The sequence below is a fragment of the Proteinivorax tanatarense genome, from assembly GCF_040267685.1.
Lineage (GTDB): Bacteria > Bacillota > Proteinivoracia > Proteinivoracales > Proteinivoracaceae > Proteinivorax > Proteinivorax tanatarense.
The window spans coordinates 528065-544131 of record NZ_CP158367.1 but is presented as its reverse complement, the minus strand read 5'-3'; the positions used below and the strand labels follow the sequence as shown (position 1 = coordinate 544131).

15 protein-coding genes are annotated in these 16067 nt (G+C 36.3%); 3 read left to right on the top strand and 12 right to left on the bottom strand.

Going from position 1 to position 16067, the window contains the following annotated elements; translation table 11 throughout:
- Positions 1 to 61: 61 nt before the first annotated feature.
- From PRVXT_RS02715 to secA, 11 genes are all read right to left on the bottom strand, one after another.
- Positions 62 to 1450 carry a hypothetical protein gene (locus PRVXT_RS02715; protein WP_350344161.1) on the bottom strand — a complete coding sequence of 463 codons (1389 nt, stop codon included), beginning with the start codon at positions 1448 to 1450 and terminating at the stop codon, positions 62 to 64.
- A 62-nt stretch (positions 1451 to 1512) separates the two neighbouring features.
- Positions 1513 to 2922, bottom strand: coding sequence for a S41 family peptidase (locus PRVXT_RS02710; RefSeq protein ID WP_350344160.1), 1410 nt, complete (start codon positions 2920 to 2922; stop codon positions 1513 to 1515).
- A 255-nt stretch (positions 2923 to 3177) separates the two neighbouring features.
- On the bottom strand, positions 3178 to 4371 hold the full coding sequence (locus PRVXT_RS02705; RefSeq protein WP_350344159.1) for a murein hydrolase activator EnvC family protein: 1194 nt from the start codon (positions 4369 to 4371) through the stop codon (positions 3178 to 3180).
- A gap of 34 nt (positions 4372 to 4405) precedes the next feature.
- Positions 4406 to 5314, bottom strand: a complete 909-nt coding sequence (gene ftsX, locus PRVXT_RS02700; protein ID WP_350344158.1) for a permease-like cell division protein FtsX — start codon at positions 5312 to 5314, stop codon at positions 4406 to 4408.
- Positions 5304 to 5990 carry a cell division ATP-binding protein FtsE gene (gene ftsE / locus PRVXT_RS02695; protein ID WP_350344157.1) on the bottom strand — a complete coding sequence of 229 codons (687 nt, stop codon included), beginning with the start codon at positions 5988 to 5990 and terminating at the stop codon, positions 5304 to 5306. The genes ftsX and ftsE overlap by 11 nt, the downstream gene beginning before the upstream one ends.
- A 338-nt stretch (positions 5991 to 6328) precedes the next feature.
- Positions 6329 to 7264: a transketolase family protein gene (locus PRVXT_RS02690; RefSeq protein WP_350345095.1), complete on the bottom strand. Its 936-nt coding sequence runs from the start codon at positions 7262 to 7264 to the stop codon at positions 6329 to 6331.
- 16 nt (positions 7265 to 7280) lie between these two features.
- On the bottom strand, positions 7281 to 8108 hold the full coding sequence (locus tag PRVXT_RS02685) for a transketolase (RefSeq protein ID WP_350344156.1): 828 nt from the start codon (positions 8106 to 8108) through the stop codon (positions 7281 to 7283).
- A gap of 19 nt (positions 8109 to 8127) precedes the next feature.
- Positions 8128 to 8964 carry a YitT family protein gene (locus PRVXT_RS02680; protein ID WP_350344155.1) on the bottom strand — a complete coding sequence of 279 codons (837 nt, stop codon included), beginning with the start codon at positions 8962 to 8964 and terminating at the stop codon, positions 8128 to 8130.
- Between the two features lie 16 nt (positions 8965 to 8980).
- A complete protein-coding gene (locus PRVXT_RS02675) occupies positions 8981 to 9622 on the bottom strand; it encodes a hypothetical protein (RefSeq protein WP_350344154.1) in 642 nt (213 codons plus the stop codon).
- Positions 9615 to 10722, bottom strand: a protein-coding gene (prfB, locus tag PRVXT_RS02670; protein WP_350345094.1) for a peptide chain release factor 2 whose coding sequence is annotated in 2 segments (ribosomal slippage) — positions 9615 to 10646 and positions 10648 to 10722 — 1107 coding nt in all. Because the reading frame shifts where the segments join, the coding sequence is not laid out codon by codon here. Before prfB ends, PRVXT_RS02675 begins: the two co-directional genes overlap by 8 nt.
- A 21-nt stretch (positions 10723 to 10743) precedes the next feature.
- A complete protein-coding gene (gene secA, locus PRVXT_RS02665; RefSeq protein WP_350344153.1) occupies positions 10744 to 13269 on the bottom strand; it encodes a preprotein translocase subunit SecA in 2526 nt (841 codons plus the stop codon).
- A gap of 485 nt (positions 13270 to 13754) precedes the next feature.
- Between secA and PRVXT_RS02660 the strand changes: the two genes are divergently transcribed.
- Positions 13755 to 13907 (top strand): hypothetical protein, encoded by a 153-nt coding sequence (locus tag PRVXT_RS02660; protein ID WP_350344152.1) that lies wholly within the window; start codon positions 13755 to 13757, stop codon positions 13905 to 13907.
- A 109-nt stretch (positions 13908 to 14016) separates the two neighbouring features.
- On the opposite strand, the gene PRVXT_RS02655 is transcribed toward PRVXT_RS02660, so the two are convergent.
- A complete protein-coding gene (locus PRVXT_RS02655; protein WP_350344151.1) occupies positions 14017 to 14454 on the bottom strand; it encodes a hypothetical protein in 438 nt (145 codons plus the stop codon).
- 337 nt (positions 14455 to 14791) lie between these two features.
- On the opposite strand from PRVXT_RS02655, the gene hpf reads away from it, so the two are divergent.
- Positions 14792 to 15334 (top strand): ribosome hibernation-promoting factor, HPF/YfiA family, encoded by a 543-nt coding sequence (hpf, locus tag PRVXT_RS02650; protein WP_350344150.1) that lies wholly within the window; start codon positions 14792 to 14794, stop codon positions 15332 to 15334.
- Between the two features lie 103 nt (positions 15335 to 15437).
- Positions 15438 to 16058, top strand: coding sequence for a molybdenum cofactor guanylyltransferase (gene mobA / locus PRVXT_RS02645; protein ID WP_350344149.1), 621 nt, complete (start codon positions 15438 to 15440; stop codon positions 16056 to 16058).
- The last annotated feature ends 9 nt before the right edge of the window (positions 16059 to 16067 follow it).

Here is a 16067-nt window from a genome sequence, read left to right as displayed (position 1 = left end):
ATTATAACAATTATTATTAAAAAATAAAAGGTAAATGCGAACATAAATTCGCATTTACCTTTTATTTATTTATTATTTTTTCTAAAGGGCTGTTAAATTTGAAAGATGCCATATATTTAGGAGTGCCGTCTGGCATAGTTATAATACCAAGCTGTCTTCTCCTTTGGAAAAGTGGTGCCTTTAAGAATTTTAACCTACCATGCAAATCTTCCACTTCCATTTTCAGATAAGTTGGATTTTCTGCAATTAAATGCTGATAATCAAAGTAACTTTCTATGTTCTGACCATTTATCCTCTTTATTCTAAACCCTGGTTCCAAACCCAGCTTTTCACCCACAGAACCAGGGAGAATCCCTAGCACAACAATCCCATTGCCATCATTGGTAGGGAAAAGAGGCTCTTTAGAAAACTCCTTATGTTGAGAATAAAGCACTAAAAGCTCATGACCCAAAGGGGCAAAAATAACTGGCAAAAAAGTTAGTAATGGAAAAAAATTTGCAACTATTGCTAGTAGCACTAACACTGTACTATATATACCTAGATTTTTAGCGGTATCCCTTGACTTCTTTTTGGGAGTTGTTGAAAAAGCGAGCTCGCTATATCCTACCGCAGCAATGACCGAAAACATTACCATAGTAACTGTATGACCAGGCGGTGGTTGCTGACTCATTTCTATTAGTGGCCACCATGATGGCATCTGAATTGATGAAGATTCAACCACTAACTCACCTGAAGGAATAGCCATAGCAAAGAGTACAACCAAAGGTACTGGCCAAAATCTTTGTAATGTAAAACCACCTATAACCTCTTTATAGCCTTTTTTATCTTTTCTTTCAAAATAAATTGGTGTTATACCTTTTGCACCACTTAAAAAAATCAATCCACTCTCAACAAGGTGTAGCACTCCAACAACAACCATAAGCCCTGGAAGGTTAATGGACAAAAAGGCCTCCAAAAATTCCGAGCCGTAATGCTGAACACCAAGAACTTCCACAATTAACCTGGTTAATAACACCAAAACTCCTACAAATCCACCTGCATATGCAAAGCACATATACCTTGGGTTAATTAACATCAACAAAATAGCAATAGGCCAAACAAACACTATACCTACACTAGCAAATTCCACTCCGATAAAAATAAGGACAAAACTGCCAATTAACCCTCCGATAACCCCGTATGCTGTTGAAATAACAGTTTCTTTATAGGGATTAGTAATAGATATACCAAAAAGTTTTCGTTCCATTATTGTTTGTTTTTTATATTGTTTAAAAACAATATAAAAAACTAAGGGGAGAACAACCAGCAAGGGAGGAAAAGGTCCAGCACCAAACATAAAATTTATTAATCCTCCTATGGTACTATGATATAGGTTAGATAACATTCCAAAAATAACTTGGACTACTGAACTATTTACTATATCAGTTAATATATCTTTTAAATTTAACAACTTTTTCACCCCAAATCTAGTTGTGTGATTTCTCCACTAAAGTTGTAATTAAGCTTTTCCAATTACTTAAAATAGTCAATAGCTTCGTTTAATTGCTTATCATTATCCCTTTGTTCTTTTTCTAAAACTTCGTTTAATTTTTCAGCAACTTCTAAATTTACCACTCCAGTAGCTTCCAACTCATTGTCATTTTGAAATTGCTTAACACCCTCTTCAGTATCAGAGTCAAAAGTTCCATACACACCTGACTGGTATCCTAAGAATTCCAATATGTTCTGCAAGACCATAACTTGAGCACCAGTTTCTTCTAAGCTGAGGCTACCAGTATATCTTAAAGGAGGATAGTTACCTCCCTCTACTTGTTCTACTTCAATATCTGGAGCAACTCCAACACCATCGATTATATTTCCCGAAGGAGTAAAAAAGTTAGAAACTGTTAACTTAACTGCTGATCCATCATCTAAGTCAATGATGTTCTGAACTGATCCTTTACCATAAGTATTAGCTCCAATAATGGTAGCAGCATTATGGTCCTTTAAAGCACCTGCCAAAATTTCTGAAGCGCTGGCACTGTTTTCATCAATAAGAACAACCATATCGAAGTCTCTTTCCTTTAAATCTGAAGTATACGTTCCTATTCTATTACCGTGCTTATCTTCTATATAAACAATTTTTCCTTCCGGCACTAAATATTGACCAATTTCTAGCACTTCATTTAGTCCACCACCGGGATTTCCCCTTAAATCTAAAATCAGCTGTTCCATATTCTCTTTTTTCAAATCATCTAAGTGCTCTAAAAACTCATTATGAGAGCCTTCACTAAACCTGGTTAATTCTATATATCCTAATCTATCGCCAAGCATTTTTGACTCCACTGCGGTCTGATCTATTATACCTCTAGTTATCTCAAAATCAACTATTCCTTCCACACCTTCTCTTACTATTCCTAATTGCACTTCGGTATCTGGTTCTCCTAAAATTTTATCAACAACTTCCGACAATCCCTTACCTTCCACGTTTTTACTATCAACTTCAACTATTTGATCTCCTGGCAACAGCCCTGCTTCTTCACCAGGACTTCCAGCCATAGGAACTACAACAGTTACTCTATCTTCATGCATAGTTACTTCCACACCAATTCCACCATAACTTTGACCATAACTCCTACCAAAGTTATCTATGTCATCTACACTCATGTACTCACTATAAGGATCGTCTAAAGCTGCAACTAATTCTCTATAAACAGCTTCTTCAATCTCATCCACATCATACTCACCAAAAAAGTTATTTTCAATAACTTCAATAATTTCCATGGTCTTTTCGTTAAAATCCGAATCGAATGATATATCACCATTTACACCATCAGTTTCGGAGTACCCTTGTTGAGTTATACTGTACCCTATTGAAAAAGTAGCTATATGAGTTACAACCAAAGCTAATACTAAAAAGGCTATTTTCCATTGTTTTTGCATTATTACACCCCTTATCTTAGTCATTAAATACTTACATAACAATATTATTCTATAACTATATATGATATCCCTTTACTATTAAAATAAGAATTTTTTTATGAAATAACCCTAATAACGTTTCTCTTTCTACAATTGTTAATAGCCCAACGTTGCTAGCTATCCCACTTACATTCCCTTATGCCCAATTGACGTAGAAATTTACAGTAGCTAACTAACGACAAAAATTAAAACCATCGTTAACGATGGTTTTAATTATTAATAATAATTCATAGGGTTAGTGTGTTGGCCATTTATTCTTATTTCATAGTGAAGATGTGGTCCCGTTGATGCTCCTGTAGAACCTACATGTCCAATACTTTGGCCCTGAGACACTTCTTGCCCAACATTTACGGAAATATTATGCATATGAGCATATAAAGTGGATTTTCCACCACCATGGTCAATTATTACATAAAGACCATAACCAACGCTCCTATTACCACCTGCATGTACAACAACACCACCATCAGCAGCTACAATATCCACCGGGTTACCATTAAAACCAGGAGAACCAGCCCATCGTGCACGAGGGATACCAATATCTATACCAGTATGTAACCGTTGTCCACCTGATATTGGATGGTTTCTATAGCCATAAGGTGAGGTAACCCAATCAAATCCATAGCCTGGCACAGGCCATATAAACTGCCCAGTTGCATTTACTACGTTTTGTTGCTGATTTTCCCTAATTAGTCTTTCAATCTTCTTTTCTACATCTTTTGCAGCCTGCTCTTTTTGGGCAATTCTAGCTTGAGTAAAACTTTTCTTTTCATGAAGCTTAGCAGACAAAGAATCCTGTTCTCTTCTATTAGCTTGCAACCGCTGTTCTACAGCCTGTGCTTCAGCGCGCATAGAAACTAAACTTTCTTTTCTCTCTACCTGTTTTTGCCTCTCAACTTCAAGAAAATCTCTCGCTTCTTTAATTTCCTCTACCAGCCTTCTATCATCTTCTGCTATTGTTCTTAAAGCGTTAAAGCGAGACAAAAAATCAGAAAAACTAGCTGCATTTAGTAAAACCTCTAAGTACCCTACAGAACCTTGTTGATACATGGTTACCAACCTTGTTTCTAGGTGTTCCGTAGTTTCCTCTAAAAACTCCTCAGTTTCGGCAATCTCAATATCTGTCTCTTTTATTTTAGCTTCAGTATTTTGAATGTCAGAATTTAATTTATTAATTCTATCTCTTTGCTGCTTAAGTTGACCATCCAACTTACTTATTTTGTCAGAGATTTCAGCTATATCCCTCTCCAATTGGTTTGTCTCAGACCTTCGTCTTTCTATACCTTCTTCAATATCATTTAACTCCTGTTCTTTTTCCTCTATTTCATTGGCAAAAGCCGGTGTTAACAAAGGAATAGTAAGAGATATAGCCACAACTAAAGCAACAAAAACTCTAAAACTTTTACTCAAAAATCTCCCCTCCCTTCTTTTAATTATATTTATTTTATACGTTAAGGAATTTCCTCAACGATAAAGAGCTTCCTATTACTCCAATTCCCACACCAATAACCAATAAATTTTTAACCAAATACTCCATTATTTCTGAAAGTTCCACAAAGCTGAACTGAATAGTTTCAGGTGGCAGACTTTCGTACAATAACACTAAGGCATAGTCATAACCAAAGTATATTGCCAATAAAGCCAACAATGTTCCTATCAAACTAAGAAGAAATCCTTCTATCACAAATGGCCATCTTATAAACCAGTTTGTCGCTCCAACGTACTTCATAATGTTGATTTCTTTTCTACGTGCATAAACTGTTAACTTTATAGTATTAGCAATTAAAAACAGCGCCATTACCATCAATATAACCATAAGCCCAAGACCAATCCATTGTATCATTTCAGTTATACTTAACAGTTGTTCAAGTACCTCTTGTCCATAGTCCACCGACTCAATGTATTGTATCCTTTCAAGTCTATTAGCCACCTCAGGAATTGATTCTGGATCTTCAACACTCACTTCAAAGCTAGCAGGCAATGGATTTCTTTCATCCATTCCAGCGGTAATATCGGCATATTCTCCCAACATATCTTCCAATCTCTCTAAAGCATCATCTTTAGACACATATTCATATTCCTTAGTCTCGGTAATTCTAGCTAACTCTCTTTCAATACTTCCTACAACTTCATGTTCCTGTTCTTGTTCAAAATCTTCAACATAAGCTATAATTTCAGCTTGATTTCTTATATCGTCCATAACCACTTGCAAATTTGAATTTACTATCATAAAGACGCCCAACACAAATAACGTAATAAAAGTTACGCCGGCAGAAGCCATAGTCATCCACATGTTTTTTCCAATACCTTTTAATCCTTGAAGGAAAAAATATCCTATATTCTTAAAGAACATCGCTATACCCTCCCTCTATGTCATCTCTTACAATACTGCCATCTTGTACAGCGATAACTCTTTTTTTATACTTGTTAACAATTTCCTTAGCATGTGTAGCCATAATAACTGTAGTTCCTCTTAAGTTTATTTTGTTTAAAATCTCCATAATTTCATCAGAGGTATTAGGGTCTAAGTTACCTGTAGGCTCATCGCAAACTATTAACTCCGGTTTGTTGACAAGAGCTCGTGCCAAAGCTACCCTCTGTTGTTCACCACCAGAAAGTTGATTTGGGTATCGTTTTAACTTTTTACTTAAACCCACAGTTTCAAGAACATCTACAACTTTTGTTTTTATTTCTTTCCTACTTGCTCCAATAACCCTTAAAGCAAATGCTACGTTTTCATAGACATTTTTTTCTTCTAAAAGACGAAAATCTTGAAACACAACCCCAACTTGACGCCTCAAGTAAGGTATTTGCCTTCTTTTAACTCGGGTTATATTTTTATCTAACAAAAATATCTCACCTTTTGATGGTTCTACTTCCTTAAAAATCGCTTTTAGTAGGGATGATTTACCAGCACCGCTAGGCCCTACTATGTATATAAACTCTCCTTTATCAACCTTAAAGTTAATGTTGGAGACAGCAACGTTACCAGATTTATAACGAATCTCTACATTCTGAAAAATTAGCATTTATATCAGGTCCCCTTGTTTTAAATTAGATTATAAGTCAGCAATAATTTATTCGACATAAATTATTAAAAATCCTTTAACATAAGTAAAATTACTTAATTCAATTATACACTGTTTGTCCAGTTGTTCCAACGACTAAATTTTGTCATAGGACCATATGCTTAATTCGTCATATTTCCCCGGCAATATTTCAGGTTTTAAGCATTATTTTCCATTTTTTATTTGTTACTCTGCCATAACGTTTACTGTATTTATTTATTTTATACATAATTAGTTTTTTACATTAAAAAGGGATGCTGAACTGTTGCAGTCAGCACCCCTTTCAATCAAACCAACACTTACTTTTTCTTTATAACCTTACGAACTTTGTCGGAAATAACATCAGCGGTTAGTCCGTACTTTTCTAACAAACTCTGGGGAGTTCCAGACTCTCCAAATGTGTCATTAACTCCAACCATCTCCATTGGAGTAGCTTGGTTCTGACTTAGAACTTCGCTTACAGCAGAACCTAAACCACCCATAACATTATGTTCTTCAGCGGTAACTACCGCTTTGGTTTTCGTAGCGGAACTAATAAGCAACTCTTTGTCTAAAGGCTTTATAGTGTGAATATTTATCACTTCAGCATCGACCCCATCAGCTTTTAATTCTTTAGCTGCTTTTAATGCTTCGCCTACCATTATACCAGTAGCAATAATAGTAACATCATTTCCCTCTTTAAGTACAACTCCTTTTCCCAATTCAAATTTATAACTATCTTCATTAAGAACGGGAACCTTAGACCTCCCTAACCTTATATACATAGGTCCATCATATTCAGCAGCTACCTCGATAGCCTGCTTAGCCTCAATACCATCAGCTGGAACCACAACAGTCATGTTGGGTATAGCCCTCATTAAAGCAATGTCCTCCAAAGCTTGATGAGTAGCACCATCTTCCCCAACAGTGATTCCCGCATGGGTGGCTGCAAGTTTTACATTAAGTCTAGGATAACATACAGAGTTTCTAACTTGATCATAAGCTCTGCCCGTTGCAAAAATTGCAAAGGTAGATGCAAAAGGTATTTTACCTGCAGCAGCTAATCCAGCAGCTGTTCCCACAAGGTCTGCTTCTGCAATGCCTATATTAAAAAATCTATCTGGATATCTTTCTCCAAAGCCAGCTGTTTTAGTTGATTTGGATAAATCAGCATCTAATACCACAATATCCTTGTTTTTCTCTCCTAGTTCAACTAAAGCATTTCCATAAGCTTCTCTAGTAGCCATTTCTTTAATCATATAACTTCCCTCCTTATTCTAATTCTTTTAAAGCTTGTTGTCTTTGCTCTTCACTAGGTGCACTACCATGCCACCCAGCATTGTTTTCCATAAACGAAATCCCTTTACCTTTAACTGTTTTAGCAATAATTATCGAAGGTTTCTCTGTTATTTTATTAGCTTTTTCTATAGCGTCAAAAATTTCTTCAAAACAATGGCCATCAATTTCTTGTACATGCCAGTTAAAAGCTTCCCACTTTTCTTTTAAAGGAGAGGGTGACATTACATTGTTTATATCTCCATCAATTTGAAGACCGTTAAAATCTAAAAACGCAACTAGATTACCTAACTTATAGTGGGCTGCAGTCATAGCAGCCTCCCAAATCTGACCTTCTTGAACCTCACCATCACCTAGCAAAGTATAAACTCTTTTACCAGTATTATCTAATTTTTGTGCTAAAGCCATACCATTTGCTACAGAAAGCCCTTGCCCTAAAGAGCCAGAGGACATGTCTACACCTGGTATTTCCTTCATATCAGGATGGCCTTGCAGTAAGGTGTTAATTTTTCTAAACGTAGTAAGCTCCTCTTTGGGAAAGTAACCTTTTTCTGCCAATGTTCCATACAACACCGGGGTTGCATGACCCTTACTAAGAACAAATCTATCCCTTAGTTCTTTTTGAGGGTTATCAACATCTACATCCATAGTTTGAAAGTACAACGCAGTCATAATTTCCACCGCTGAAAGAGATCCACCGGGATGCCCTGACTTGGCATCAGTAACCATGTTGACAATATGACGACGGATAGACTTAGCAGCTTCCGTCATTTGAGTTAGATTTTCACTATTTTCATACTTCATCTATGTAACCTCCTTTAAATTAATCTTTTATCATTTTTCCAAAACCTTCGCCTAAAACATCTTGACTATCAGTAACTATTACAAACGCATGTTCATCTATATCATAAACCAAATCTTTAACCCTTGAGACTTCCATTTGGTTTACTACACAAAATATTATATCCTTGTTTTTACCCGTGTACGCACCTTTACCAGACAAAGTAGTTACCCCTCGCTGAAGTTTATACATTATACCTTGAGATACCTGCTCGGGATACTCCGATATGATAAAAGCAACTTTTGAATAGCGCATCCCTTGTTGCACTAAGTCGATAACCTTGCTAGTTGCAAGTAAAGCTATTAGTCCGTACATAGCTAACTCCGGCCCAAAAGCTATAGCAGCTAAAGCTATAACTAAAAAGTCAATCCCTAATAGACCTTGGCCTACTGTAAGACCAGTAAATTTATGAAGAAGTTGAGCTGCCAAGTCTGTTCCTCCTGTAGTCCCTCTTTGTCTAAAAACCAATCCTAGACCTAAGCCAGATAAAACTCCACCATATAGTGCCGCTAGCAAAGGGTCCTGGGTCCAAGTAGTCATGTTAGTTGTTAATTCAACCATAAGAGCTAGTACAGCTGTTCCTACAAGAGTTCTTAACCCAAATTTTTTACCTAAATAAATAAGTCCTGTAATAAACAGTGGTATATTTACAAGCACCAATGTCAAACTTACTGGCACATTAACTAAATAAAACAAAACCGTAGCAAAACCACTGACTCCACCAGCAGCAATTTGATTGGGAATTAGTAGTGCATTCAAACTAATGGCTGTAATTAAACAACCTAAAACTATTATAGCATATTCTTTTACTGTTCTCATTTTAAACACCCCTTTATTACTTTAATTGTCCTGTTAATATAATAAAACCATCAATAATTTTTACTTCTTCCATTGATAGACTTTCATCATAAGGTAGGGGGTAGTAAAGTGGTAAACTATTTAACAATTCATTTTTATAACTTCCTGTTATCTTACCGATATTAGAGTTTATTTCATGAATATTATACTTTAGATGCCCATTCCTTACTTCTAAATCACCTTGAAGAACTAAAGATAACTCTGTAAACAAAACTTCTTTTTCTAGGTATACAGTTGCTATATCTGGTCTAAGTTCTACTCTTATATCTTGTTCAAAGTTTTCATATAGCATTTCTTCCAACTGTTGTTGTGAAATTTGTGCTTTAAAATTGCCAGTAAAACTAGAAAACAAGCCTGTGGAAAAATCCAATTTAATTAAATCCAACAAAACATAGTCTATAGATACATTTCTTAGAGTTAGTGTACCCTTAAAACCTTTCCTTAAAATAGAAAGGCTGTGTGGACGGGGAGATGTTATTTCAACTCTTTTATTGGAATAGTTATGCTCTCTTATCCTTAAACTCACAGTTTTTTCAACGATTAAAGGTAACGTCAACTCTACTACTATAAATAGCAGTAGCAAAGTTGCCATTACCCACGGTATCAAGCGCCTAAACATTTACCCTCTGCCTCAGATATTCGTAGATAAACTGATCTAAATACCCGTCTAACACCCTTTGTGCATTGCCCACTTCTACAGAGGTACGATGATCCTTTACCAAACTATATGGATGAAATACATATGACCTTATTTGGCTTCCCCAAGCTATCTCTTGTTGATCGCCGCGAATTTCTTCTAACTTTTCTCGTTGCTCTAAGCGCTCTTTTTCAGCAAGTTTTGCCGCTAGAATTTTCATGGCTGCTGCCTTATTAGTGTGCTGCGATCTTTCATTTTGGCATTGAACCACAATTCCTGTGGGAAGATGAGTTAAACGCACTGCGGAATCAGTTTTATTTATGTGCTGACCTCCCGCTCCGCTAGCTCTGTATGTGTCCATTTTGATTTCATCGCTGGATATCTCTATGTCTATCCCCTCTTTCATTTCAGGTATTACGTCCACAGAGGCAAAAGAAGTATGTCTTCTTCCCGATGAATCAAATGGGGACAACCGCACTAACCTGTGTACCCCTTTCTCTCCTTTTAAAAGCCCATACGCATTTTTACCCTGTACCGACAAGGTAACACTCTTTATTCCGCCTTCATCATCGGACAGATAGTCCCACACTTCTGTTTTAAAACCTTGTTTGTCAATCCACCTTTGATACATTCTATATAACATTTCCGCCCAATCTTGTGATTCTAAACCACCGGCTCCGGGGTGCAATGAAATAATAGCATTGTTTTCATCGTATTCATCAGATAGTAGCTGAGCCATTTCCAGTTTTTCTAACTTCTTTTGCAATTTAGAGACTGTACTTTCCAATTCTTGTTGCATTTGATGATCATCTTCCAGATCCAATAACTCTATAATATCTTTACAGTCTCTATTTTCATCATTTATTTGGTTAAAGCTATCAACTACATCCTTTAGCTCTTTTGTTTCACTTATAACACCTTGGGCCTTTTCATTGTCATCCCAAAACTTAGGCTCAGTCATTTGCCTTTCAAGCTGTTCAATTTTTTGCTTTTTATCAGCTACATCAAAGTAACTCACTCAGTTCAGTTAACCTATCATCAATTTCTTGAACAAAATTTTTAAGTTCAATATTTTTCAAAATACTCACCCCTTAATATAACAATTAACTTCCACAGCAACGTTTGTATTTTTTCCCGCTCCCACACGGACACGGTTTATTTCTTCCCACTTTGGTGCTTTTAGCAGGCCCTTGGGTGCCTCCCTGAGACTTGCCGCCTAACAAGGACGGAGTAGAAATTTGAGGACTAGCATCTGCAACAGCTACTGACTTCCTAGTAGGTTGCTGTGAAACCTCCACTCTATAAATCAATCTTGCTACTTCTTCTTGAATTCCTTCAACCATTGCTTCAAACATATTAAAAGCTTCAAACTTATATTCCCTTAAAGGATCTTTTTGACCAAAGGCCCTAAGTCCAATACCTTGCCTTAAGTCATCCATATCATCAATGTGATTCATCCATTTTCTATCAACAGTTCTTAGAACAACAACCCGTTCTAGTTCCTCCATAAAATCCCCTAGCTGCTCTTCTCTTTTTCTGTAATTTTCCTCTGCTTGTTTTAACATAAGTTCTCTAATCTCGTCTCGATGAAGCCCCTCTAGTTCCTCTAAAGAAACGTTCCCAGGCAAAAGGAATGTGCTGTGAGCGTAGTCATGGAGTGTTTTAAGATCATAGTCATCCACTAGTGCCTCATCACTAGCATAGGTGTCTAGCGCCCTTTCAATGACCTTTTGGATCATTTTCTTGATTTCTTCTTTAAGCTCTGCCCCCATTAGGACCTGTCTTCTTTGTTTGTAAATAATCTTTCGTTGCTGATTCATTACATCATCAAACTCTAGAACATTTTTTCTTATGTTAAAGTTCTTACCTTCAACTCTTTTTTGAGCATTTTCAATAGCCTTTGACAAAAATCCATGTTCAATAGGTGTAGAATCATCCATCCCTAACTTGTCAACCATTGACATCATCTTTTCCGAACCAAACAAGCGCATTAAATCGTCTTCCATCGATATATAAAACTGTGACACCCCAGGATCACCTTGACGTCCAGCTCTACCACGAAGCTGATTGTCAATACGACGACTTTCATGACGTTCTGTTCCAACTATAGAAAGTCCTCCCAAATCTCTTACACCATCACCTAAAACAATGTCTGTACCTCTTCCCGCCATATTGGTTGCAATAGTTACCGCTCCCCTCTGGCCGGCATCAGCAATAATTTCTGCCTCCTGTTCGTGGTGCTTTGCGTTCAGAACCTTATGGGTGACCCCTTTTTTCTTTAAATAAGAACTTATTTCCTCTGATTTCTCGATACTTATAGTCCCTACTAGCACAGGCTGCCCTTCTTTGTGGCACTCAACTATTCTATCTACAACAGCGTTAATTTTACCTGTTTCAGACCGATATACAACATCAGGCAAGTCTTTCCTAATCATAGGTTCATTGGTAGGTATAGCTACAACATCTAAGCCATATATTTTCCTAAACTCATCTTCCTCAGTAAGAGCGGTACCGGTCATTCCTGAAAGTTTATCATACATTCTAAAATAATTCTGATAGGTAATAGAAGCCAATGTTTGGCTTTCATTTTCTATTTTTACATTCTCCTTAGCCTCAATAGCTTGATGAAGACCGTTTCCATATCTACGTCCGTGCATTAAGCGCCCGGTAAATTCATCTACGATGACAACTTGATTATCTTTTACAATATAGTCCTTATCCCTCTTCATCATAACGTAGGCTTTAAGAGCCTGGTTTAAGTGATGAGATGTTTCCATGTGTTTCGAATCAAATAAGTTTTCGATGTTAAGCTGTTTTTCCGCTTCCTTAACACCTTCTTCCGTTAAAGTAACACTTTTGCTTTCTTCATCTATAGAATAATGTTCATCAGCTTTCAAACGGGGAACCAGCCTAGCAAACCTATAATATTGGCTTGTATCTTCCTCTACCTGACCCGATATTATCAAGGGTGTACGTGCTTCATCTATAAGAATACTGTCCACTTCATCTAAAATAGCATAATTTAATTCACGTTGGACCAGTTTTTCTTTATAAATAGCCATATTATCCCGAAGATAATCAAAACCGAATTCATTATTAGTACCGTAGGTTATATCACAGTTATATGCTTCTTTTCTTGCAGCAGGATCTTTTCCATGAACGATTAGACCTACACTTAAACCTAAAAATTTAAAAATCTCACCCATCCACTGGCTATCTCTGGTAGCCAAGTAATCGTTAACAGTGATAACGTGTACTCCTTTACCAGTTAAACCATTTAAGTAAGCTGGAAGCGTAGCCACCAATGTTTTACCTTCACCGGTTTTCATCTCTGCTATTCGCCCTTGATGAAGCACAATTCCCCCAAGAATCTGCACATCAAAGTGACGCATTCCAGTAACCCTCTTAGATGCTTCACGAACAACGGCAAATGCCTCAGGCAATAAATCATCTAAGTTTTCTCCACTTTCAAGGCGTTCTTTAAATTCTCCGGTCTTAGCGCTAAGCTGATCATCACCTAGCTTTGCAATATCTTCTTCTAAACTGTTGACATTAGCTACCTTTTTCATTAGTCGTTTAACTTCTTTTTCGTTGTAATTTCCCAATATTTTATTAATAAATTTTAACATAAAACTTATCACCCCTTCACTTAAATTAACCCTCGCTTGATAATTTAACTGATGTTCTCTATGCCTAATAAATTAAGGCCCATAGGCCTTTTTAAAATTATTTCCATTATCCCTATAATTCTAGCATTTTAAAGCTAAAAACTCAATAGCTTTTACAAGTCGTTTTCTAGCTAAAAATTAAAGAATTTCTTAAGTCAATTTGGGAGGCAGGTACAGGACAGTTAGATAGAAGATAGTTAGATAGAAGATAGTGAAAATCATCATATGGATGTTAAATTCATTCTTAGAGCTTAAGATCATTCGCTAACGCTCAGGAGGACAGTGAGAAACTTTGTCCACTGTAAATTAGCTCTTGAATTTTCCTGACCAACTGTCTGCTGTCCAACCATCCAACTAAAAAGGCTGGTCAGTTCAGAATTGGCGATAAATTTCCGGTTTTGCGATAAGCCTAAGCTGTTTCTCCATATGTTCGACAGCTTTGCCTTATGGGTCGACATGCTTATGCCTCTGATGTTGATGAAAGCTGTTCCAAAGGCAAATCCTTACTCACAGGGAGAAAAGACGCCGCCTTCAAGCAAACCCTCCAATATATAGCCAATCCTTCAGAAGGTTTGTTAGATGAGTGTACTGAACTTTAGGTAAGAGCCAGCGGTGAGACAGTTAATTCGGTTGAAAATCATAATGGCATATCTACTGTCCCCCTGACCAAGCATCATCCAACTAAGGTCTTCATTGTCAATTGTCCACTCAACTTTCGCAGGAGAAAAAGACCTTTCTATCCCTGACATATAAGGGTAGCAGTTTGATTATATTGCTCATCACCTTTTCAATAGCCTCTTCCGCTACGTAAAGTTGCTCTTTCAAAATTTTGCTTAGCATGGTAATAATCAAGTTAAAAGCAGTAGCAAATTTTATATCCTCCAAATCGTCATAACACCTAAAGATAAACAACATCTTTAGAAAACGGCAGAAAGTTGTTTTCAGACTCGAGGTTCTATAAAGGTTTTTGCCGCTAAACACCATAATAAAAATATACTTAATTACGCTTGTACATGGTATCCCTTTGCTTTTATTGAAGTTATATCTATTTAGTAGTGATGAAATTTGGTATTTCTTAAAAAAGTTATCAACGTTTTTAATAAGAGTCTTATCTGAATGATACTTATCTGGTATAATAGATTGCATAAAACATCCCTTCCTTTTTTGGTTGTGTTTTGTGGTAATTACATTATACCAAAAAATAGGGGTGTTTTTGCTATTTAAATCTAAATTAATCCTTTTATACCAGTAGTTTATGACTAAAATTCATCTGCGAAAGTTGAGTTGTAAATTGTAAATTCGCCCTTAACTAATACCTATCCAACCATCCAACTAAGGTCTTCATTGTCAACTGTCCATTGTAAATTGTAAATTCGCCCTTAACTATTCCCCTGCCCATAAATGCTCATTTCTAAAAAAAAGGATTTAAAGAATAAATCTAGAATAATATATAAGTAACACCCTAAAAGGAGTTGAGTCAACCATGAAAATTAATGTAAGAGGTAAAAACATCGAAGTTACCAACGCCTTAAAGTTACATGTAGAAAAGCGCATTGGAAAGCTTGAAAGATTTTTCCAAGAAAACACCGAAGCTCAGGTGACACTATCTGTCATCAAAGACCAACACATCATTGAGGTAACAGTGTTTCTCAACGGGGGGTTGCTGCTTAGAGCAGAAGAAAAAACGGGGGATATGTATGCCTCTATTGACAAAGTAGTTGAAAAACTAGAGCGTCAAACTAGAAAGTATAAAACGCGGGTTAATCGCAAATCTAGAGAAGTTAGCATTAAAGATGTTAGCGAAGTTCTAGGACAAAAGCCAAACCAGGAAGAAGAGGAAGAAGGAAAGGTAGTCAAAACCAAGCGTTTTGCACTAAAACCGATGATGTTAGATGAAGCAATACTTCAAATGGACCTACTAGGTCATGACTTCTTCGTATTTAAAGATGGTGAAACAAACGAAACCAGTGTAGTATACAAAAGGAAAGACGGAAACTACGGATTAATTGAACCAGAAGATGTTTAAAAATTATGGGCAGCCTAAATAGGCTGCCTCTTTAATTGTTAGCTATTTCCTTGTCTTACAGTTTGTGATATATTTAACATATATTTTAATATAGCTGAAAGGGATGAGTACTTTGAAATACTTAGATGTTGAACTTTCTATCCTTGCTGGAGGCAAATCGTCCCGTATGGGTTCACATAAAGGCAATTTGAAAATTAATAACAAAGATTTTGTCACCCACATAGTAAATGAAATAGGCGATATGTTTTCTGCAATCAACGTAATTGACAATGGTCAACAAAAAACAAAACTATCCCATGTAAATTATTATCACGATAAAATAAATTTACCCAAAAAAAGTGGCCTTTTAGGCCTTCATTCCGCTTTGCATTATACTAAGAGTAAGTATTGTTTTATAATAAGCTGTGACACACCATTGGTCAATAGACAGATAATAAATATCATCTGTCAAAATAAAAATAAAGCCGATGCAGTTATACCTGAGCTTGATAAAATAAACCCATTATACGGATTATATCGTAAAAAACCTGCCCTCTCATTGGCAGAGGATATTCTTCAAGGTTCTGACCATTGGCTTATGAAGATGTTGAAAGTTTTACCAACCTATTATATCAACCAAGAAAAACTAAAAAAAATAGACCCTAATCTAAGCTTTGGTTCCAATATAAATACACCCAACGACTACGAAAAATGGGTTAAAACTAAAACACCCCCAAAAAACTAGATGTTTTTT